Genomic DNA, 22,640 nt, shown 5'->3' with positions numbered 1-22,640 from the left:
ACAGTCATTGGCTTCTTTTTCTGCGCTGAAAAATACCCTGAAATGGTAATTCCCATGGATATGCCTGAACATTGAGTCTATCATTCACCTGCTGGATATGTCAACACTTCTCCATTTCTGCCTATTCTATTATAGGCGTAAACGGCAGCGGGTCCGCCAGGTCCTCAAGAAATGATCTCTCAAATTTTATTTCCCTGTACACTGTCTTTTCTTTTGGAAGAAAAATCATCACCTGGGGTTTCTCAACTTTACCTTTTATTTTCACACCTACAGTAAAAGTGATCGTACCGGGCTGCTCGATTCTGTATCCCTGTTCTTCAACACTGTCAGATTCTGTATCTGGAGCACCAGGAGATCCATAGCTGCAAATTGCACAAATGAGAACGAGAAAAAAGAGGGCCGGCTTTATCATAACTTTACCTCTTTCTGTTCCGGGCTGAAATTCTTTATCGACGGGAATTTATATACATCCTCCCTGACCTCTTCCGCAGCGAGCGGTTTATTGAAACCTGGTGGTTTGGGAAGAGAAACTTTTGTTCCAACTGACATCAAAAGTAAAGGGAATACTCCATTGCTGGTTTCATCCCTGCTTATTGCTCTGATTGCAATGACATTTTTGCCTTTCCTGATTTTCCCCATCAGATCCCAGGAAAGCGCTTTGGCAGCAAGTGTTAATGAGGTATCGCGGGCCAGTAAATCACCATTAAAATAAACCTCGACCGGTCCTCCTGATGACAAATAGAGAGTGGCGGAGTGCGGGGTTTCTGCGATAGTAAAGGACCTTCTGAAAAACACCTCTTTAAAGGGCTTGTAATTCACGCTGTCCTCGGGATTACCTGAACCAAGCCACATCGGAAGAGGAGCGTTGTTACCGGGAAAACCTGTAACCAATGGCTTTTCACTGAAAAAAGCTTTCTGGGCTTTTGCCCAGGTGGAATCAGAGGTGTCGAATCCCTGCCAGTTTTTTAAAGAATCAGAAGTACATCTCCATTGTGATCCTGAACTGATCGAGGACTGGACCAGTTGATCTTCCTTTGAACCATATTCTTCAGGGAAATTCTGGAAAAGTCTGACATAAGCATGTGTGACATAATCGCCAGCAGCATATTTCTGAGATGTAAAATTGAGGATTGTTTTGTATATTTCAAATGCCTGTTCCTGGAATTTAAGTCCGATCTCCTCGAATCTCACTTTGTATTCCTCTTTTTCAGCCTCGCTTATACCGGCGGGAAACGGCGGGCGTTTGAAAGCTGTTTCACACAGAAGATCCATGCACCGGGCCTTGTTAAAGAGCAGTTTTGCGATGCTGTTTTGAGAATCCCTGACACTGGGATCGTCCAGTTTATAGGCTTCTGCGATTTTAACAGCCTTAAGGTAATTTGTCAAAGCCTGATCCTCATATCCCTCGATCTGCTTAAGAAGCTTGGTCTGGTAGATAAATCGCTCGTATGCATCGAAATTTCCCGGGATAGGAGCATCTCTGGCTATATTGACAACATCACTGTAAGTTTCTCCAACAACAAAGGATACTCCGGTTATGCTGCTACTGGCTTTTTTATAATATTCACTGAACTCCTGATAAGTACTGCCAAGTTCGAGACACTTGAGGAACAGATCGATTGCTTTTTCCTGAAATGGAGCGATCTTCTGAAGCATCTGAAGCTTACGGGCTATTAGTGCGAAACCCTCAAGCCGTCCTTTCTCTCCGGTGCTTCGGGCGATCTCTACAAGTGATAGATAGTTCTCCCCGGCGGCATATGGAAGATATGTCAATTTATCACGGGATTGCATGACATATTTGTCTTCTATCTTCTCTTTTATGCCAAGCTTGACATTCTGCTCGTGATAATGCACGGCTTTATCGATGAAATAGTTCTCGATTGCCTGTGCTATACCCAGCTCAAGGGCTATCCTTTCCTCAATTGATCCGAAAGAGGGACGCTCCTGTTTGAATATCCCAAGAGCAAAGTCCTCGTAGACCTGTCCAATCTGGAAAATCGAGCGGGTTGTCCACTCGGAGATATTGAACTTTATAACCCGGGTATAGCACTCAAGCGCTTTGTCAAGCAGATCGGATTTTTCTCCGAGCTGCTTCTTATAAAGTTGTCGAGCGCTGCTGAGTGAAATATTATTCATTTCAGTATGCCTGATTTCTCCAATAGTAAACATGGCTTTGGCGGCATAAAACTGATTCATGGTACTGGGGTTTTTAAGTTTCGCGAACGTTGAAATCGCTTTTTCCAGTTGAATTACAGCTTCCTTTTCCCTGTTTTGCATGTAAAAGGCGATTCCGGTCATGCAAAGAGCCTGCACAACCCTGTTTTCATCATTACCGAATCTCTCGGAAAACATCTGATTGACTCTGGCGACACTTGCCCAGTCCTTGATTTTTCCATAAATCTCACCAGCCCTGAAAAGCACATCCGCTGCGTCCTCGGACTGAGGAAAAACCTGGGCCATTTTCTCAAATGCCGCTCCTGCCTCCTTCAGCTTTCCTCCATTTTCAAAACAGAAAGCCGCATTATACAGGGAAACAGAAGCAAGTTCAGATTTCGGATAGTTGGCAGTGACTTTCAGGTAAGCTTCCGCTGCAAGATCCCATTGAAGCAGTTTTTCATAGCATTTCGCAATTCGGAACTGAGATTTAGGGAGAAGTTCTGAATTACTGTATTTTTGAAGTAACCGCTGAAAAACCAGAATAGCATGAGACCATTCTGCCTGCTTCTCGTAACTCAACCCTGAATTAAACAGGGCGATGTCGGCTATTTTGGATTCGGGATATTCAAGAGCTACACGCTCATACTGTGTCGCCGCATCCTTGAAACGACTCTGTTCCTCGAAGCTCTCTGCCATCCTGAATATCGACTCGGCGATTCTGGTCAATGCTTCCTGTTTGTCTACACCGTCAACAGCAACACTGCTCAGCTTTTTGTACCATTCCTGAGCCTTGTCGAACATTTTCTCTTCATAATAGGCCTGAGCTATCATCTTTGTGGCATCCAGCGCGTTTGGACTCTCGGGAAATCTGCTTATTATCTCTTCGTATACAGCCCGGCTCTGCTCGAATTTTCTGTTATTGTAAAGTAGTGATGCCTTGATAGTGAAAACTTCAGCGGTTTTTGACGTGTTTGGATTGATGCTGATGTAATTGTCACAAGCCCTAATCATAAGTTCGGAAGCGGGAGAAAGGCCGCTCGCCGGGGACTTGGTGTTTTCGACAGGCTCGAATACTGCCTTTGAACTGTCGGACAGTGTCTGTGACAGAGAATCGGCCTGCTGCCTGGAATCGGGTATTTTTATGGAAGAAACTTTACTGCCGCTGCTGACACAGCCAGCCAGTAAAAAACCTGATAGCAATAAGGGAATTCCTCTGTAAAACAGGACTGAGCATATCCTGGAAAACATTTCTTACCGCTGATTCCTTTCAGTGCGTTGTTGCATTTTCCTGTTTCAGCAGGTTCTGAGATGCCACGATGGCGTTCCATGCGGCAGTTTCTCTGTATTTACTGTCCGGATATCGTTTGGAAACTGCCATATACTCTTCTGCAGCTTCCGCATAATTCCCCAATGAAAATTTGATCTCTGCGAAATTGTAGTGACACTCATTTGCCTGTGGAGATTCCGGGTAGGCTGAAATGAATTCACTATATGCTTCCAGTGCCGAGGAATAAATACTGCTGTCATTTTTCTGCAGCGCATACTGATGGAATCCGATTGCTCCCTCATAAAGCTGCTTTGAAGCGACACTGTCTGCCTGTTCCTTTACTTCATTATTCTGTGATTTTGCCCAGGCGCTGTTACGATTGTATTTCCTGTAAAAATCTATCTTTATCCGGTTGGTTTCCTCGATACCGATCTCACGTTCTTTAATTGCGAGCAAATCAGATTCAGCAACAGGATTTTTCTCATAGTTGGGATATGTTTTCAGCAGTGTTGTAAGTGTCTTTTTGGCCATATCTGTCCGCCCCTGGTCTCTGTATACAGTACCAAGACGATGCAGGATCTGACAGCCTTTCTTGATATCGCCCAGCTTCTTGATAAACGAGAGAGCTCTCTGCAGACCTTTATCGCCTGTAAGGTCAGTTTCACTGAAACTGATAGCTATATAATCCATAGATTCTTTTTCCAGCAGCGCCGGCCGTTTTGCCGAACCGGATTCGCCGAGACTTACCAGTGCCAGAAATGAACTGATTGCCTTCTCAGGATTTGACAGGCGATATTGGGCCCAGGCAAGTTTATACAGAGCCTCATCAAACCATTCGCTCTCCGGATATCTCATCGTTGCCTGATAACACTTTATGGCCTGGTCAAGTTCACCTCTGTCAAAATTATACTCCCCGCAGTACATCCAGGCCTGAGGAGTATGGACGCTTGTTGGATAAAGTGCAGCAAGGTTTTCCATATAATAAAGAGCGCTGTCAAGCATTGATAAGTCATTAAAACACCAGGCCAGACTGTAATAGGCTGAGGGAATAAATTCCGATTTCTGATATCCATTGATAACAGCTCTGAACTGCTCGATACTCCTGTCATGATTCAACCTGGGTTGATCGGGAGCCACAGGGGGCTTAAGAAGCTTCCCTTCCCTGTATTCATCAAGTTTACTGTTATATTCCGCAAGATCCTTTTCATATCTCTCATAATCCGCTGTATACTTCTTGTTCTCTTCGGCATAATAGAGTTCACCAAGCTGATACCTGAAATAGGATTCATCAGCACTGTCCAGACGGGTGCTTAAAATGGCAGGAAGCTCTTCAGTAAGTTTACTGAAATGCATTCTGGAAATACTGTCCTCTTTAACCAGAAGAGAATCAATTCTGGATGAACAAATCTGCTTCTCCTCCATGTAGCTCTTTTTGAGTGTGGAATCAGATGTTTCAGCAATCATCTCGCCCAGCTTAAGCTCTCTCTGCTTTACAAGGGCTTTCTCCCAGTCGATATACTCTTTTTCCCAGTTAAATTTATCAATCGCGGCCACTGTAGAGAAAACAGCAGATTTATCAACAATATTCTTTATACGGTTACGGATCTGCCTGGCATTGGACAGCATCGGACTGCCGACCGCCTCCGAATGTTTACCCTTTGCTTCCAGTATAAGAGAATCGAGATAATGAAGCAGGCGTTCACGATCGGGAGAAAATGCTTTCTCCTGAAAAGAACCGGTTTTGTAATGTTTGCTTAACAGGTTACAAATCCTCTCAACTTTTTTGTAGGATTCATTGATAGATTTGTAATCCGGCCATTTCTCCTGATGAAGTCTGCCTAAAAGAGTGGTCAGTTCCCGACGGGCATAGGCGTACTTCTGGGCGTTTTCTTTAGATTTTTCTACAACCTCTTTTCTGGAAATCTTCTCAAGCATCTGCATTAGACGCTGTTCCTCTTTTTTGAGGTAAACGATTTTTTTCCAGTCATATCCGGCTTTATAGAGATTCTTCTCAGCTAAAATTAGAATTCCCTCTGCTCCAAGAGGTGATTCCGGTGCCTGGTTTATCAGTTTGCGAAGAGCAGTCTCAGCTTTGTCATCCTGGCCCAGTCGGATATAGCACCAGAGAATACCGAACATGGCCCGGTCAAAATCTTTCTTGTCGTTTAAAATGTTGTAAAAAAGAGAGAGTGCCTTTTTATAATTGCCTATTTCATAATAAAGTTGTGCTACAGCAAGATTGATTTCACGGAAAGCAAAAGCATCCTCAGGTGAGTTAACTTTGTACTTTAAGGTACTTTCCATAATTGAAAGTGCTGTTGCCTTATCGCCAATCTGAAGGTAGGAACGGGCAAGAGCATGCATCACATGAAGCGAATATGATGCAGTCTTGTCAACCAGTGATGCCAGCTTGAGAAAATTATCCTGTTTTTGGAGTGCTAGACCACTCTCCAGCACAATCCATAACAGAAGATTCTTCCTGCTGCCCTTAAGGCCGGAGAAATCTATGGAATTTCCCTCACTCCAGAGTCTCTCGTAATCTCTCAATGCGTAAAGACACTGCATTCTGTATAAGGTTTTTGATGTCTGCTCACTTTCAGGAAATTTGACCATTATGGAAAGCACATCATTGTATTCACCTTTAAGAAAATGAACCCGGGCCAGCAGTTTATATAATTCATCCACATTCATCCCGGATTCAAAACGCTTTAAAAGGATGACAAGCTTTTGATGAGCAAGGTTTAATTTGTTCTCCTGAAGATATTTGTGAATTCTGTCTTTCTCAACCTGGTACATTTTAAACAGATCGTCTTTGCTGCTTTTTGACGCAAGATGATCTTTGATATAATTGAGCTTCTGATAATACTGCTCAGATTGTAATCCGAGATTGGCTTTAAGAATCTCGAAAAACTCCTCCTCAATTGGTCCGTTGCTGCTTTCTTTCTTGAAACCGAGTCCAAGCTTCCTCATTACAAAGTTGAGCAGGGAATCGCTTTTGTTCCAAAGGCTGTCAATATTGTGCTTGACATCGAGCATCTGGGTGATCCGTTTCATATCACCCTTTTCAAGTGTTTCAAACATGCTCTCTACAGGCTCCCCAACGACCATCTCACGCAGTATCTCTATAGCATCGTTAAGAGGGGGCTTGAATGCTTCCACCTCTGAAAGAAGAGAAGCATATTTCTTCTCGATTTCCATGGCACGTGTGTTAAGCTGACTCATGCTCTCTTCATTAAGACCGGTCAACTCAGGAGGGAAGAGGCCAAGGTCCCGGATCTCAGCAAGCACATCGGCAATAGCCGACAGTTCTCTGGAAAGAACTCCGATCTTATACCATTCCGATCCAAGTCTTGTTGTCAGGTTTTCCCTGATTCGCCACTCGTCGCTTTCATCTTTTGACCTGGCGGCAAATAGACAGTCCGGGCACAAGACAAGAATAATTCCTGTCATGAGTGCGCCTCTTCTCAAGAGTTTATAGACTGTCTTTTTCATACCTTCCACCGGGCTTATCAGCCGTTAATCTTTCCTTTTCGGGGCAGCTTTCTTATCCTGTTCCTGATCTGCGCCCTTAAGACGGTTATCTATATCCATCCACTTATTCTGTCTACGGTTTTTCATTATGAGAAAACTTCTCATCATCTCCGCACCTGTCATCTTGTACCGGAGAGGAAAAGAAATTGATGCGGCGAGTTTCCATTTGGTAAACCAGGGATCGAAAGGATCAGTGACTCCGTATTTTAATTCTTCCGGATAATAACCATCGTCAAGCCGTTCACCATCCTCTCTACTCATGATAGAATACTTGTTCCTGCTCAGAAGTAGAGGAAAGGCAAGAGAGAGCACAATTCCGTTATCATATCTCACATTTCCGCCCAGAGTCAGATACATTGGATTTTCAGAAAAGAAGACAGCGAATTTTCTTCCGTCTTTCTGGCTGACAATCAGTGGTTTTGTCAGATTGTTGAAAGCTTCGATAGAATATATCAGAAAAAAATCGAAACCGTAGCCGCTGTAAATTATCCCTGAATCAAAAAGATACTGGAAACACTCAAGACGGTCGGATCTTAATGGAATACGCGCTCCGGCATTTATCAACCCTCTCAGCGGCAGTTTGCTTATCCTGGGGAGAAGATCTAACTCGTAAAGAAATTTGGCATCCATGCTCGTCCCTTCCACTACAAATCCCTCGGGCATGAAACCAATGCAGCCTCCCAGGGTAGGATTGGATTCGAAAAACTGGCGAACGAATCTGATGTCAAGACCGAAGCCATGGAGGCGTAATTCCTTGTTGTTGGGAATTGTAAACTTTGCCCCGGCGACCAGGTTGCCAAACCTGAATTTGTAGGAGAGCATTCTTGATTCAAGTATAAATGTCATAAATTCTCCGATTCCGGCCTGGGCACGGATCTCCGGGAATGCATAGAAATTCGAGAACCATTTCTGCTCTCTGGCTACTACCGGATCATCCCTGGAAGGTGTGTCATCCCATACAAAACCTACACCTGTGAAGGTTATCCAGATATTGCCCGGCCCCGATGTATTGGAATTAAGAAGCTTGTAAAACGCTTCTCCCCTGTTCCGCTTCTGATTGCTTTCAGCAGAAAGGCATGGAATCAGGCTGAAGCCCAGAAGGATAAACATTATTATGCCGTGCGTGAATCTCATTCGAGTTCCTCCAGAAGACTTTCAATTTCCTGCATTCTCTGATGTATTTCCTCACGTCTCTGGAGCTGCTCTTTTTCCTGAGCCGCATCAGGGAGATCAGCTTTCAGCTCATCAAAGGTTATCTCAAATTCGGGCCTGATTGATTTCTGCTGCTCTATGTTTCTTGCTACGAAATCTTTGCTCTTTTCCTTTACTCTCTCGACAAAAATCATTGTCCGGATCGCTTCTGTATTTGTCTCTCTGTAAAGAAGAGGAACCTCAAGTGCAAATGATACATCAACGTACTTTGCAGGAAGCGGTCTCACCCGTTTGACACTCTGGAAAACAAGTGCACGAACGGAACTTAGGATGCTCATCCTGTTTAAGATCCTGTACCTTATGCCCGGTTCTACCCAGAAGGTTTTCTGCTCAAAATTCTTGTCACCAGCAGTAAAGGCTTTGTTCTTTTTTTCTTTGTAAAGGCCAAGCCCCGCATCGAGAATGATACTGTGCTGATACATCTTCCATTCAAGCCCGGCTTTGAAGGAAAGCTGCTCATAGAGATAGAGTATGTCAGGATCATCTGCCATGCTGAAAGACACATAGCTTTTAAGGGGAAATCTATTGAACAACGCAATCCAGTCCAGATCGATGATCGCCGAAGGCCTGATATAAAAATTGTAATCAGGTTTGCCTTCCTCTGCAGACCCGATAAGGGTATCCTTTGTAGTGGAGAGGTAAAGATCTCCATTGAGACTCATTCCGAAAAACCTTAAATTGTTATTTCCCGGAGTTGTTATCTGAAGACGACAATCAATTGAACCGAGTCCTTGAAAATTGGTGAAAGATGCCCGGCTGCTAAGCTGCATAATTTCGGATATTCCAACTGCTGCATTGAACGAGGGATCAGCTCTGAATCCGTTTTCTCCGTATCCTCCCGACAACAAAGCACCAGCCGTGATGTTGCCGTTTCCGGCTACATTGGAAGATGGGATGTTGAATGTACCCTCGTTTCTTCCCCTCTTCACAGTCTGACCCCATGACAGGAGACTGCAACAGAGAAGAATAAGCAGGGGAGAGGAGTAAGAGCGAAACATAGGGTTACCTGCTCATTTCTTTTTGCAAGTTTTTCGTTCCGCTTATCACCACCGGAAGCAGTGTTGTCTCATTAAACCGTTTTCCGCTTTTTCTTAACTGCCGTTTAAACTCCCGCAGTGACTCGAGATCTTCCAGAGTAAAGAGTCTCCAACCGTTACAGTTTCTCTGGTTTGAGATATTCAGTTCCGGGTCCTCAAGCCATCGCTTGAGAGTGGACAGAGAGATACGGAGTTTTTTAGCCACTTGCCCGCTGGTCAGGTACTGTGACATCAATGCCGCTCCTTTACTTTTGTTAATAAAAGAAAACGTCTGCTGATACACAATATATTGTATGTTAATGCTTTTATATATACATTGGATTGTGTCATTGTCTAACTCCTTGATTTTTCTGCAATTAAAATATCCTTAAACCCTGTCATTAACCTGATCATTAACCCTGTTTTAATTATACCGCTGTTTCTACTAATGTCAATGTTTTTGTGGCTCTCTTCGGGGGGATTTTGGGTCCCTTCCCTTTTCGGGGTCGGTATCGGAATCGGAATTGAGTCTTTTATCTACAGAGATTATGAAGAAAAAAAGTGGCCTGTGACCACTTGTCTTTGCGAAGTGTTATGTTGAAGAGGGCCAACCCCCGTCGAAAGATAGAGAATCATATTGTCCAAAGTTTGGAAGGGTAGGAATGTGCAGAGGTACAGATGAAGTAGAGTTTATGTAAAAATGGAATCGACTTGCTGCTGGGGTGGATAAAGAAAAAACAGTATCGTTTTTCTGGTGTTGTTTTGCAGGGAACGAAAATTGCTTTTTTTTTTGGATCTCTGTTTTACCTCAGAGGTGAAATAGTGACTTAATCTGTTAAATGGGAGCCTCACTGATTCATAGATTCACCCCAGAGGAGAATTAGGGACATTACAGCCCTCATCTCGAGTTTTCTTCCCGTTTCCTGATATCTACCCCCCAAAAAAAATATGATTAATAGATAAAACCAGACTTACGACTTTCGTTGTTTCCTGACTCTGAATCATCCTCTAAAGGCAAAGAACCTTTATCATGCCGCTCTTCCCGGTATATGCAGAAACGTGATGATTATGTCAATTGATTTCACCCTGTCATCTGCATTCCGAAATCACTCCGATCATTTAATCAAAAAAAACACAGTTCAGGACTGGGTTTGGATTGGTGGAATGCTAATTGCTCATTTATAAAAACACCTGCTGAATGGTTTAAATACGCATCACTTTGCTTTCGGAGTTAAGATGATTTCAAAACTTAATATGGCACTGGTTTATTTCCTCATAGCAGCATTACCCCTGTTTATAGGTAATCACTGCTCCTCTTTCGGGCAGCACGGAAAGGATTCTCCAAAGCTTGGTGCAAAAACTTCTCCCAATATCTCCGATCCCGGCCCCCTCAATAAAATCTTCGGGGAGATTGCAGAGAAGACAATCCCTACTGTAGTTTCGGTAATTCCTACTACTATAGATACTGTGGAATTTTTCAGAAACCCCTTTTTCTTCAAAGACACATCATCCGCAACTCCTTCTGATTACTTCTTCGGTTCTCCGGGAAGGGCTCCGCCGGTAGAGAGGCGGGAATACAGGCAGCAGGGGCTTGGCTCTGGAGTGATTATCTCCTCTGATGGCTATATTCTCACTAATTACCATGTCGTGCAGGGTGCTGCAGAAATCCGGGTTCTTCTGTCTGACGGGAGGAATTTTTATGCACGGGTGATTGGTGCTGATTCCCTGGCTGATGTGGCTGTTATCAAATTGAACGAAAAGGTAAACAATTTACCTGTAGCCTTTATAGGCAACAGTGATTCCCTGAAACCTGGAGATATTGTGGTTGCGGTTGGAAACCCATTTAGCTTCACCTCTTCGGTTACCCTGGGGATAGTTTCAGCACTGAATCGTAAAATTGAAGGATCAGAGATGTATCAGGATTTTATCCAGACTGATGCCGCGATCAATCCTGGAAATTCCGGTGGTGCGCTTGTGAATGTACGGGGGGAACTGGTCGGCATTAACACAATGATTATTACCCCATCGGGAGCTTTTGCCGGGGTCGGTTTTGCAATCCCGATCAACACCGCAGCAAAAGATGCTCAAGACCTGATACGCACAGGTACTGTTACCAGAGGATATATCGGTGTCAATATTCAGGATCTTAATGAATCTGCCGCTGATGCACTTGGGTTGAAGAGCACCCGGGGAGCCCTGGTTTCCGATGTCGTAAAAGGAGAACCGGCTGATAAGGCGGGTTTAAAAAGGGGAGATGTGGTTTTAACCATAAATGGCAAAGAGGTGGAGAGCGGCAATGGTTTGCGAAATATTGTGGCATCTTTCAGACCCGGCCAAACTGTACCACTGACAGTTATGAGGGGTGGAAAAGAGGTAAAACTGAAGATCACAATTGCCGAGAGAAAATCGACAGGGACTGTTAAGCCTCCAAAGCAATCACGGCAGCAGTCTGAAAAAAAAGAGGCATTTCTGGGACTCGAGCTTACAAATCTCACTCCTGAAATCCGTCAACAGCTTAACATTCCTCAGGATGAGAACGGGATTGTGGTTATAGGCGTGCAACAATCATTGTCGGATGAGCGGGCACTCTTGATCAGGGGGGATCTGATTCAGGAGATCAAAATAAGAAGTGAAAATTTTAAAGATATTAATTCTGTAGAACAGTTCAGGCAAATAGTGGCAAAACTAAAACCCGATGACTCAGTGATGCTCCTTGTGATGCGAAGAAGGGAAACCTTTTTTGTGTCCTTCAAGGCCGGTAGCTGAACACCGTTTATCTATCCACTACTGTTTGTTTCGCTCATCGGGGCCGGTATCGGAATCGGCATCGGTATCGAATCTTTAAGTACAGATATCATTTTTAAAAAGAGGCATCCACACTGAGAACATTTTTTAACCCTGGTTTGATACCGACTGCACCAAAAAACTCTTCTCTTTCAATACCACCTCAGTCCCCTCAATGTGGTTGGCGCTTCGGTATAACCTTTGCAGCCATTCGATATCCTCTTCCTGAACGTGATTCAATCGGAATTTCTGCATTTTAAAAGGTATCATTCTGCATGAGTTCAAATGGCCCGATTCTCCTATATCAATAAGGTACATGAAAGTGAGATCGCTCCTGAACTCCTCAAAGTCCGATATTCCCTCGTAATCATTGATGAAATCACCACAGCCGTAAAGAATAAGACTTCCTTTATATATCTCAACTCCTCTGGGATGATGTGAGGAATGTCCGTGAATTACCGTGGCTCCGGTTTTGTCTATAAGATCATGCGCAAATTGTCTGTATAAGGGGTTAATCTCATATCCCCAGTTGCTTCCCCAGTGAATGGAGATGATTACTATATCACCAGAGTCCTTCTTCTCCTTTATCAGGTTTGCAAGAAGATCTGCTGATTCTTCTGACAGGTTGAAAACCATGTTTATACCTGCTCTGTCTTTTTCTGCTGCCCATTCAAAGGGAATTCCGCTTGTTTGGGATCCGACTCCAAAAACAAGTATACGCTTCTCTTTATTTTTAATATGGAAAAGAGCCGGGGTTTGAGCACTTGCAAGGTTGCAGCCTGCTCCAGTGTGGGAAATCCCTGCCTTATCAAGGACAGAGAGTGTCTCTTCAAGACCCTCATATCCCCAGTCAAGTACATGATTGTTTGCTAGGGAGCAGCAGCTTATTCCTGCGACCGTTAGGCAGGGTATGTTCTCCGGGTTCATTCTGTAGTTTATACCCTTATATTTCCAGTAGTTCTCATTATGAGTAATACTTGTTTCCAGATTGATAAGGCGGAAATTGATGGATGGATCTCTAATTAATTCCAGAGCATCACCCCAGATGTAGGAATAATCGACAGGAGAGGGGATGTTTCCGTTTACTGATTCTGCCAGTCTCAGGTAATCGATTGAATTTCTGATGTATGGCTCATAAATTCGGGGTGGTAATGGATGAGGGAGTGCCTGATCGATGCCCCTTCCGGTCATCACGTCTCCGCAAAGAAATAGTCTTAAACTACCCATCTGAGGCCTCCAAAACGAATGTGGAAAAGACTTGCAATCGTTATACCAGATAGTATTCTGAAACTTTCGTAAATTGGTCTTGAACCGAGGCGTTTTTGTTGGTGATCAGTGTTGCCTTTGGACATCAAGCCTGTGAAAACAGGCATCCAGGGTTTTGAGTTCTTGAGACAGGATTTCTTATAGTAAAAAATAGTCAGTAACTCGTCTCATTCATTTATTCACCTAAGAGATGAATTAGTGACTTAACAATCAGCTCAAGGTGGGAACAAAAATTGCTTTTAAACAAAACAACCAAAAATTCCACTGTAAAAAAGGAGCATCTATGTTATTCGAACTCTCCATTTATCCTCTGGGCGACCTTCATTTAAGCAATGCACTGGCTGGTGTCCTGAAAATCATCCATGAGAGTAAAATTCCCTACAAGATTACACCCACTGGAACCTGTATGGAGGGAGAGTGGGATGAGGTGATGAATGTCATAAAAGTCTGCCATAATAAAATTCGTGAACAGTCTCCTCATCTGATAACCTCTATCATAATCGAAGATGAAAGAGGGGAAACCAACAAATTGACTCAGAATATCAAATCCCTTGAGAACAAGGTAGGTTTTACTCTTAACCATTAACATTTTGAAATCAGCAGTGTCCGGTTAATTTACAGGTAGTCTCAATACCTTGTTTCCGGAACCAAAATCAGTATCGGTTGGGTCCATTTACCGGAACACAATTGATCTGAATTATTCAGGTTTTATACCTGGATAATTCAGATACAAACAGGAACATGGCAAAAGCTGAGTAGCGAGAGCAGGTGACCAGTCTTTTTGTTAGTAGAATCTGCTTTCTCTTCTGGTCCAATTCACCTGAGTAAAGTTATTTTGTGATCTCCTCTCTTTTTTTTTTCAAAAACAGCACACTTTCGCTTTCGTATTATTCCAGTAAAAACATGAACCCTGTCCTGATGTTTCCATTAGATCTGAAAGCTTCCTTTAATTGGAGAGGAGATCCCTGATTAATTCAGCTTAATATTGCCACTCCCCGGCTCCTGTATTATCTTTTCCGATCACCATTGGAGGACTACTACATGAATATTACCGAACAACTGATTAAAGATTTTGAATTCAAACCCTTTCAGGTAGAAAACACCCTTGCTCTTTTTGATGAGGGGGCAACAGTTCCTTTCATCGCACGTTACCGTAAAGAGAAAACAGGTTCCCTCGATGAAATACAGGTACGTGATCTGCTTCATAAGTACACTTACTATAAAGAACTCGATGAGAGAAGAACAACAATACTGGAAAGCATAAAATCTCAGGGTAAATTGACACCTGAACTGGAAAAGAAGATCAATGAAACTCTGAGCAAAACCGAACTGGAAGATCTTTACCTCCCATACAAACCTAAACGCTCTACCCGTGCTACAAAGGCCAAAGATGCCGGTTTGGAGCCACTAGCAAGATGGCTTGCTGAACTTGAGGATCCTGCTTGTGATCTTCTTCTTAAAGCCGCTGAATTTCTCAATCCGGAAAAAGAGATCGACTCTCCGCAGAAAGCGCTTCAGGGCGCGTGTGATATCCTGGCAGAAGAGCTTTCTGATGATGCAGAAACAAGGAAATGGATGCGTGAGCTGGCGTTTGAACAGGGACTGCTCGTCAGTGAAGTAAAGAAGGAGTTTGAAGGACAGAAGACAAAATTTGAAATGTATTATAATTTCAAGGAAAAGGTGAGTACTCTCCCCTCACACCGTGTCCTGGCCATGTTAAGAGGAGAACGCGAAAAAGTCCTCAGACTCTATCTTGAACTCCAGGAGAGTGCGGCAATCAACTATCTGAATTCAAAGTTGATCCGTTTTCCTGAGAGTGCTGCAGTGGAAACGCTTAAAAACGTGGTAATTGACAGCTTAAACAGGCTTCTTCTTCCGGCAACAGAAACCGAAGTACGCAAGGAGATCAGGGAAAGAGCCGAGGCAGAGGCGATCAAGGTATTTGGAGAAAACCTCGAGGCACTGCTGCTCTCTGCGCCTGCAGGAAGAAAAGCGGTTATAGGGGTGGATCCGGGATTCAGGACCGGATGTAAGCTGGCTGTAGTTGATGATACGGGAAAATTTATTGAACACTCAAATATCTACCCTCATGAGCCTCAGAATAAAAAGGAGGAGGCCCGGGCAATCGTCCTTGCATATATCCAGAAATATGATATCCGTCTCATAGCTATCGGAAATGGAACCGCAAGCAGGGAAACTGACGAGTTTGTGCGCGAGGTGCTCAAGGATGTTCCACCGGAGAAAAGGCCGGTCAGTGTTGTTGTAAATGAGTCCGGTGCAAGCGTTTACAGTGCCTCCGATGTAGCTATACATGAATTCCCGGACCTTGACCTTACCGTAAGAGGTGCCATATCGATTGCACGTCGTCTCCAGGATCCCCTTTCGGAACTTGTAAAGATAGATCCCAAGTCAATCGGAGTGGGTCAGTATCAGCATGATGTAAATCAGAGCAGGCTGAAGGAATCTCTTGACGAAGTAGTTGAAAGCTGTGTAAACAGGGTGGGTGTGGATGTAAATCTGGCCTCGGAAGAACTGCTGAAATATGTATCCGGCCTGAACCGGCTTATTGCTGCCAACATTGTCAATTACCGCAACCAGCAGGGAGCTTTTCCATCCAGGGATACTCTTCTGAAGGTTCCCGGACTTGGTGAAAAGAAATTCCAGCTCTCTGCCGGCTTCCTTCGCATTCCCGGTGGAAAAAACCCCCTGGATAATTCCGCAGTGCATCCTGAACGATATGAGCTGGTCAAAAAAATGGCTTCTGAGATGAACACCACACTGGATGCAATAGTCGGGAATGCAGAACTGGTTCGCTCTATTGATAAGAAAAAATTCATTTCTGAAGACGTTGGTCTGCCTACAATCGAGGATATTATCTCTGAACTGGAGAAACCGGGCCGTGATCCCCGTGAGGAGTTTAAATATGCCCGTTTCAGTGAGTCAGTAATGGAGATTAAGGATCTCAAGGAAGGGATGATGCTCGAGGGGACAGTGACCAATGTCACAAATTTCGGGGCATTTGTGGATATCGGGGTTCACCAGGATGGGCTTGTACATATCTCAGAGCTGGCGGACAGGTTTGTTGATGATCCCAAGAAAGTGGTGAGGGTGGGTCAGGTGGTTAAAGTGCGGGTGATGAAGGTAGATCCTGAACTCAAACGGATCTCTCTTTCCATGAAAACAGGTGAACCTGGTGCTCATATTCCCGCAGGGAAAAAAGAACAGAAACGCCCAGCACCTAAATCCGGTACAGACGCATTAAAGGAAAAATTCGGCAAAGGAAGGGATGAAAGCGGAAAACTTAAGACTTATAAGCCGAAATTCAATATCAGGCAGATTATGAAATAAGACCCTTGAATAGAGATTGTAGAAAAAAGAATCTCTGCATTGATACTTTGACTTTGAACCTGGTTTGGCTGTGGAAATATCTGTGCTTTCTGCGTAGTTATTCAGGATAGCTGAACCAGTCTTCCCCACACTCTACTGCTCTAATTTTTCGAGCGGATTCTCACCCGCTTCTGTTGCTCTTTGCTCAGATTTGTTCTATCTATCTGTAAGCTGCTGCATCCGGAAATACTGAAAGTATAAGAAAAATGGATAAAAAGAAGATTTCGTCTGGAATGGATATGATGTATCCGGAGAGCTTTTCAGCACTGCAAGATCAAATGCTGTTTCATATTCTGCATCTAAAGACACCGGACTGGTAAAATTATGGGCAGGTAACAGCGAGCGCCTCTCAGCAGTAAATGAAACCGGAATCGAATTGAAGTATGGTGTTGTTTCTGAAGAGTATTGCATGAAAATATTTCCTTCTTTCAGGGGATATGATTCCACTGCCACAGCTTATGCAAAAACAAATTCTTCTTATGCCCCTGATTCCTCAATGCCTCAATCAGTTGCAAAACTGTATCAGACAATTGCAGTGGATAAATTAAGATGTTCATTTAATGCGGGGAATCTTTTCATAAAGCTGCCAAAGAATGGAAAGATCAACAGAATAAGGATCTATTCACTCAGTGGTAAACTTCTGGCAGATTTCGACCCTGCGGTTTAGAACTGCAAATGGATATTTGATCAGGCTTTCATTTCTGAAAAATAAAGTCAGATTTGCAGGAATATGCATAGTGAGAATTAACGGAGTGGAAGATCCAGTGATTGATGTATTATAATATACTGTCTATTGAATCTTTCAATGTTTACTGGAAGAGTACTTTGGTTTTAGTGTCTAGCACGTAACGGACTACAGGCCTTTTTTTAATAGGTTTTGCTGGAACTCCTCCAACCAGTGTCCAGGGCTCCACATCTTTGGTCACCACTGCGCCAGAAGCAACAACTGCACCCTCTCCGATGCAAACGCCAGGCATTATTGTAACACGGCTGGCGATATAGACATAATCTTCAATGATAACTTGGCCACTGGTAATTGCAAATGAATCTGAATTAATATCATGCTCCATTGTGTAAATGCGTACTTCTCCGGCTATATTGACATTGTTTCCAATTGAAAGACCTCCTCGTCCATCCAGAAATGCATCATTTCCAATTATGGTATTATGGCCGATACTTATTCCGGATGGTCCAAAGAATCTGGCTTTCCAGTAAATTATAGAATCATCAGGTACCTTAATTCCAAGTACATGCCGGTAAAAGGACTTTCTGATAAAATGAGAGGGTATATTTCCAATACAAGTTGCGGTATACAGCTTTAGAAAGTATGCAAATGATGAGACTGATGTTCTTACTCTCTTGAAAAATGAAACGGGAATTTCACGATGCTGATCCGGAATTGTTGTTTCCATAAATGGGTCATCTATTCCTTGACTGTTGCATATATTGCCAATAACATTCCGATTGTTGTTGCAACAGCCTGTATTACAGGGAGAATAATACTGGAAAAAACTTTATTCTGCTGTGAAATAGGAACGACTATTATATTACCTTCCTGAATATTTTTACCATCGGTTATCTGTAAAATATCCGAGTATCTTGTTACCACAGTAATATTTGCTTTATCAGCTTTTTTATCAAATCCACCAGCCTGCTCGATATAGTACTTTAGAGGTTTTCCTTTCTTATACTCATAACCACCTGGCCTCTTAACAGCCCCGCTTACATAAACAAAATTTTCTATTCTTGGGATATAAATCTCGTCACCTGGTTCCAGATAGATGTCATTATCATCCGTGATTGGAATAATAGCAAAATCATTAGACATGTTCATTAAAGATATTGAAGAGTTAATTTCTGGTCTCGTGGCGTTTATTCTTAAATCATGGTTGTTAGAAGAGAGAGAGAGTTCTTTAGGTATGATTTTTCCCCTTCTGATTACAACAGCCCTGGAAAGATCCCCAAACTGGTTGTTTCCACCGGCATAGTTTAATATTTCTTTTACCGTTGAAGACCGTTTAGATATTGGATATGCTCCTGGTCGGACGGCTTCACCAGAAACTGAAACGATGGCAATATCAGCGTAATTCTCCTTGTTAGGAATAATAATCAGATCCCGATCTTTTAACTGAATTTCAGAATCATCAGGTAATTTAAGATTAAGAGCTTTTCGGACCCCATCCTCACTTGTTTGCAGTATTATCTTTCCGGAATCTGCCGCTGCATCAAGTTTGAAATTGGACAAAAAACTGCCTACTGTTTCATTAGGTTTCACGGGGATTGAACCTGAAATAATGCTCTTAACAGCCCCTGTAAGATAAACTTTATTGGAAGCAAGATTAAGGGTAATATTATCACCTGGATATATGTAAGGGTTTTGTGAAAGATCTCCGGAAAGGATATATTTTAGCAAGTCATAGCTGTTAGTAGTGTCTCGGGAAGAGCTTTTAACATCCCGATAATCACAGTCATTTAGAGGGGGGAGCTGTTCTTCATTAGCGCATTTCAAAGCATCAAGCAGGCGCATTGTGCCGGGGAGAACATACCTTCCAGGAGAACTAACCATTCCATTAATGTACACTGTAGATTCTTTGATGTTGATCAAGGAAACATAAACGTTTGTATTTTTCTTCACTTTTTCCTGGAAATACCTGGTAATAACATCTTTTGCCTTTGATAGTGTTATCCGTCCTAACTTGATAACACCTATTTCGGGAATATGTAAATCGTTGTTCTGATTCACTTTTCCCTCATAGGAATGTGAGGGAAAATCGATCAGGGATATACTGAAGTGGTCACCGCCACCTATGTAATAGCTCTCTTCATCGATAGAGTTATCGGCAATTGGTCGTGAGTTATGGATCAAAGAAGATTGGAGAGAGTAATTATTCCTGGGATAGTCAGAGTTGTTCTTCTCTTTTTTGAGATTAGGGATAGTTTGAATTATATTTTCAGGTATAACCTGAGCCGAAAGAGTAGAGCAAATCAGTAGTAAAAACCAATTTTTACGGGAAAACAAGCTTTCTCCTTTATGGTAACATTTAGAACTATAAAAAATAATACTTTTCTCAGAATTACTCCACTTTTCATTGTATATAGGAACTTTTTTTGAATTCTTGTGAAAACCCTGCATTTTTCAAGGAACAATAGTGATGGATGATCACAAAATCGATTATACACCATATCTGCTGGTCCTTATCCGGAAACGGAAAATTATCTTACTAAATCTTCTGCTGATCTTGCTCGTTTCCTGGGCTTATGCTTTTTTTGTACAAAAAAAAGAATACAGTGCCCAGATTTCCTTTTTGCCTCCGGCAAATGATACAGAGAATCTTTCGTCACTTCTAAACGTGTCACTTCCATCGATGTCTTCTGCTGAGCTCAGTGCAGACCAGTTGGAATCAATTTTTGCAAGCAAAGCAATAAAAAGAAGGATTATTGATCATTTCCGGCTCTATAAAAACTATAAACTCTTAAAAAGCAAAAACAAATTTGAGCTGGCAGTTCAGAGACTTAATAAAAATGTTTTTTTTCAAGTGCAGGAAAAAGGGGCTATTGGTATTTCAAAAATACTCTCATGTAAAATCATTGCTTATCACACATCTCCTGATTCGGCTCAAATGATGGCTGATTTTACTTTTGGGCTGCTTGATTCTGCTGTACGCAGTATCAGTATTGACCGTGCCCGCAGGAATAGAATGTTTATTGAAGATCAGCTTAATCTTAACAAGCTGAAACTTGATAGTCTTCAATCTGTTCTTTACAATTTTCAAATAGAGAATAAAGCATACGATATTTCGGAGCAGATTAAACTCTCATTGAAGAATTATGCCGAAATAAAATCAGCAGCTTTATTTAATGAACTGAAGCTCAAGGCACTTCAGAAGGGTTTCTCCCAATCAACACCGGCAATAATGGATTTGAAAAAAACAGAATCGGTGTATAAAAACAAACTAAATGAACTTGAAACAACAACTGTTAAGGATGTAATTCCAAGTTTAAGTTTTTCTTCCAAACTTTTGCCCAAATATACAAACCTGATACGGGATATAGAAGTTCAAAATGCATTGATTTTATTGATATCGAAGGAATTAGAGCAGGCAAAAATGCAAGAGTCAAGAGACATATCATCATTGATAATCATCGATCCTTCTTATATACCGGAATATAAAGCAAGGCCAAAGAGACTGCATGTAATGGTGACAATAACCGGCATTTATATGTTTTTTATATTGTGTTTTCTTATTCTGATTGAGCTTTATAAGCTCAGATTTAAAAGCTCTAATCTGTATAGAGGAGTTTTATCTACTCTCAGTGAGTCAAAAAAATAGTTTTGTATGCTTTTCCCAAATGGAATTGTACCAGGTTATGCTACATTAAGAGATTATCTGAAAGAAAATGTTATAACATTTTCTTTCAGTCTGATAACCCTTTTGTCTGTTTTTTTTGCATTTATTAATGCTAAGCTCTTTTTCCTCTCAATACCTTTGCTTTTGATTTTCCTGGGTATTTTCTTCCTTAATCAGCAGGTTTCAATTCTTGTTCTTTTTGTATCTTCTTTTTTTGTCGGTGTTCCAGTCTGGAGTAAAGGATATATATTGATTGATGCTTCTGATGTTGCATCATTATTACTCCTGACCGGATTGTTTTCCTACTCTCTTGACAAGAGAACAAGTCCGCCCGGGAATTTACTTTCATCAGAAAATACCAGCGTGTTTAAGATTTTTCTTGTGTTTCTCTGTTGGGCTGTCTTCACTTTTATCTCTAATATTCATCGCTATGAATTTGAGATCATAGCAACATCATTCTGGTATATCATAAATCTGATACTGATGATTGTTGTTTACTACTTTTTCTCACAGGAATACTGGAGAGCCAAACGTGAACAATTGATAATCCTCTTTATTGCTTTTTCAGTGGTGGAAATGCTTTATGCTTTGATTGGTCCTCTGTTTTTTGATGTTAATCCAGACAGGGGGACTTATATACACCACGGAATGCTTGGAAATGTAATGGTATTGTCAATTGGATTTGGAATATACAAATCAGCATCGGCTAATACCTGGTTGTTTAGAATAATTTATGCAATATATACCTTTGCCTCGATTTACACACTCATAATTTCCAGATCTCGCAGTACATTGCTTGGTGTCATAGTATCAATTGCGTTCTTCATCTTCTTCTATTCCTGGAAAGTGTCAAAAAGAATAACCGCAGGTGTCATCATCTGCATTTTGCTCATAAGTGTTATTTTCATGCCGGAAATAATGAGTATTAAAAATGCAACCTTTTCTGCCAGCGATACTGGAACACTGGATCGTAGTTCAATCGGAAGATTACTGATCTGGAGAGGTGCTGTAAAACATTTTTTAAACTCGTCAATTCCTGAAAAGATTATCGGTTCAGGAATGGGTAGTTTCACTACTATAAAGTATGATCATTATTTAGAAATCGGTCGGTTTACTACGGGAGCACATAATAATTTACTGCATGCAGCGATTGAGCTTGGTATAGTTGGTCTACTGCTTTTTCTGGCAGTATTTGGAGTACAACTTTATCAGCTTAGTAAAATGAAGAAAGACCTTTTTGCCCAGATTTACTTCTTTATTACTATAGCACTTCTCTTTAGTGGAATGACGCAGGAGACGTTCTGGTTTCAGCCGGTTTTCGGCAATTTCTGGATGTTACAAATGATTTTTCTGGCTTTGGCATTATAATTGGAAATGTTGGTCAGGAATATCGTATCCTTTTACAGGTGCATCAGACATTTCCGGGTGTTTTTTATCATAGATTAACACTGGGATACATTTTAAGATTCCCCAGATGAAAGTAAAGATCTCTTTTAAATGTTCTTCTTTCGAGTGCTTACAGGACGTTTCAACCAGCTATAAAATGTTAGCGGGCAGTTAAAACCGGCCAGAAATGGGCACTTTTTGAAGCCCAAAACCAGCCACCCTGTTTAGACGATCCCTAAAATAAATTCATTCTTTCTGCAGGCTTCAACAGAAAGGGTGAGAATT

15 protein-coding genes are annotated in these 22,640 nt (G+C 42.0%); 6 read left to right on the top strand and 9 right to left on the bottom strand.

The window, feature by feature from the left end; translation table 11 throughout:
• Positions 1–121 precede the first annotated feature (121 nt).
• From GX089_12585 to GX089_12560, 6 genes are read right to left on the bottom strand one after another with little or no spacing between them, the layout of a single operon-like run.
• Positions 122–412: a hypothetical protein gene (locus GX089_12585; protein NLP03326.1), complete on the bottom strand. Its 291-nt coding sequence runs from the start codon at positions 410–412 to the stop codon at positions 122–124.
• Entirely contained in the window at positions 409–3,405 is a 2,997-nt protein-coding gene (locus GX089_12580; protein ID NLP03325.1) for a tetratricopeptide repeat protein, read from the bottom strand. The genes GX089_12585 and GX089_12580 overlap by 4 nt, the downstream gene beginning before the upstream one ends.
• A gap of 19 nt (positions 3,406–3,424) precedes the next feature.
• A complete protein-coding gene (locus GX089_12575; GenBank protein NLP03324.1) occupies positions 3,425–6,916 on the bottom strand; it encodes a tetratricopeptide repeat protein in 3,492 nt (1,163 codons plus the stop codon).
• A 24-nt stretch (positions 6,917–6,940) separates the two neighbouring features.
• Positions 6,941–8,089: a hypothetical protein gene (locus GX089_12570; protein NLP03323.1), complete on the bottom strand. Its 1,149-nt coding sequence runs from the start codon at positions 8,087–8,089 to the stop codon at positions 6,941–6,943.
• The gene (locus tag GX089_12565; protein ID NLP03322.1) at positions 8,086–9,165 is read right to left on the bottom strand and encodes a hypothetical protein; all 1,080 of its coding nucleotides are present in this window, start codon (positions 9,163–9,165) and stop codon (positions 8,086–8,088) included. The genes GX089_12570 and GX089_12565 overlap by 4 nt, the downstream gene beginning before the upstream one ends.
• A 4-nt stretch (positions 9,166–9,169) precedes the next feature.
• Positions 9,170–9,436 carry a MerR family transcriptional regulator gene (locus tag GX089_12560; protein ID NLP03321.1) on the bottom strand — a complete coding sequence of 89 codons (267 nt, stop codon included), beginning with the start codon at positions 9,434–9,436 and terminating at the stop codon, positions 9,170–9,172.
• Between the two features lie 983 nt (positions 9,437–10,419).
• On the opposite strand from GX089_12560, the gene GX089_12555 reads away from it, so the two are divergent.
• The gene (locus GX089_12555) at positions 10,420–11,949 is read left to right on the top strand and encodes a Do family serine endopeptidase (protein NLP03320.1); all 1,530 of its coding nucleotides are present in this window, start codon (positions 10,420–10,422) and stop codon (positions 11,947–11,949) included.
• Positions 11,950–12,075: 126 nt separating this feature from the next.
• On the opposite strand, the gene GX089_12550 is transcribed toward GX089_12555, so the two are convergent.
• Positions 12,076–13,194 carry a CapA family protein gene (locus GX089_12550; protein ID NLP03319.1) on the bottom strand — a complete coding sequence of 373 codons (1,119 nt, stop codon included), beginning with the start codon at positions 13,192–13,194 and terminating at the stop codon, positions 12,076–12,078.
• 322 nt (positions 13,195–13,516) lie between these two features.
• On the opposite strand from GX089_12550, the gene GX089_12545 reads away from it, so the two are divergent.
• The 3 genes from GX089_12545 to GX089_12535 all read left to right on the top strand — a co-directional run bounded on the left by GX089_12545 (position 13,517) and on the right by GX089_12535 (position 17,287).
• Complete coding sequence (locus tag GX089_12545; protein NLP03318.1) at positions 13,517–13,819, top strand: MTH1187 family thiamine-binding protein; 303 nt, start codon at positions 13,517–13,519, stop codon at positions 13,817–13,819.
• Between the two features lie 455 nt (positions 13,820–14,274).
• Positions 14,275–16,581, top strand: a complete 2,307-nt coding sequence (locus GX089_12540; GenBank protein NLP03317.1) for an RNA-binding transcriptional accessory protein — start codon at positions 14,275–14,277, stop codon at positions 16,579–16,581.
• Between the two features lie 448 nt (positions 16,582–17,029).
• Positions 17,030–17,287 carry a hypothetical protein gene (locus GX089_12535; GenBank protein ID NLP03316.1) on the top strand — a complete coding sequence of 86 codons (258 nt, stop codon included), beginning with the start codon at positions 17,030–17,032 and terminating at the stop codon, positions 17,285–17,287.
• 142 nt (positions 17,288–17,429) lie between these two features.
• On the opposite strand, the gene GX089_12530 is transcribed toward GX089_12535, so the two are convergent.
• Complete coding sequence (locus tag GX089_12530; protein ID NLP03315.1) at positions 17,430–18,032, bottom strand: acyltransferase; 603 nt, start codon at positions 18,030–18,032, stop codon at positions 17,430–17,432.
• 11 nt (positions 18,033–18,043) lie between these two features.
• The gene (locus tag GX089_12525) at positions 18,044–19,639 is read right to left on the bottom strand and encodes a hypothetical protein (protein NLP03314.1); all 1,596 of its coding nucleotides are present in this window, start codon (positions 19,637–19,639) and stop codon (positions 18,044–18,046) included.
• Positions 19,640–19,772: 133 nt separating this feature from the next.
• Between GX089_12525 and GX089_12520 the strand changes: the two genes are divergently transcribed.
• Positions 19,773–20,951, top strand: a complete 1,179-nt coding sequence (locus tag GX089_12520; protein NLP03313.1) for a hypothetical protein — start codon at positions 19,773–19,775, stop codon at positions 20,949–20,951.
• 267 nt (positions 20,952–21,218) lie between these two features.
• Positions 21,219–22,337 carry an O-antigen ligase family protein gene (locus tag GX089_12515; protein ID NLP03312.1) on the top strand — a complete coding sequence of 373 codons (1,119 nt, stop codon included), beginning with the start codon at positions 21,219–21,221 and terminating at the stop codon, positions 22,335–22,337.
• The last annotated feature ends 303 nt before the right edge of the window (positions 22,338–22,640 follow it).

Source organism: Fibrobacter sp. (assembly GCA_012523595.1).
In the GTDB taxonomy this organism is placed as follows: Bacteria; Fibrobacterota; Chitinivibrionia; order Chitinivibrionales; family Chitinispirillaceae; genus JAAYIG01.
Note: the sequence above shows the minus strand (reverse complement) of the source record. Positions and strands in the feature narration are given on the sequence as shown.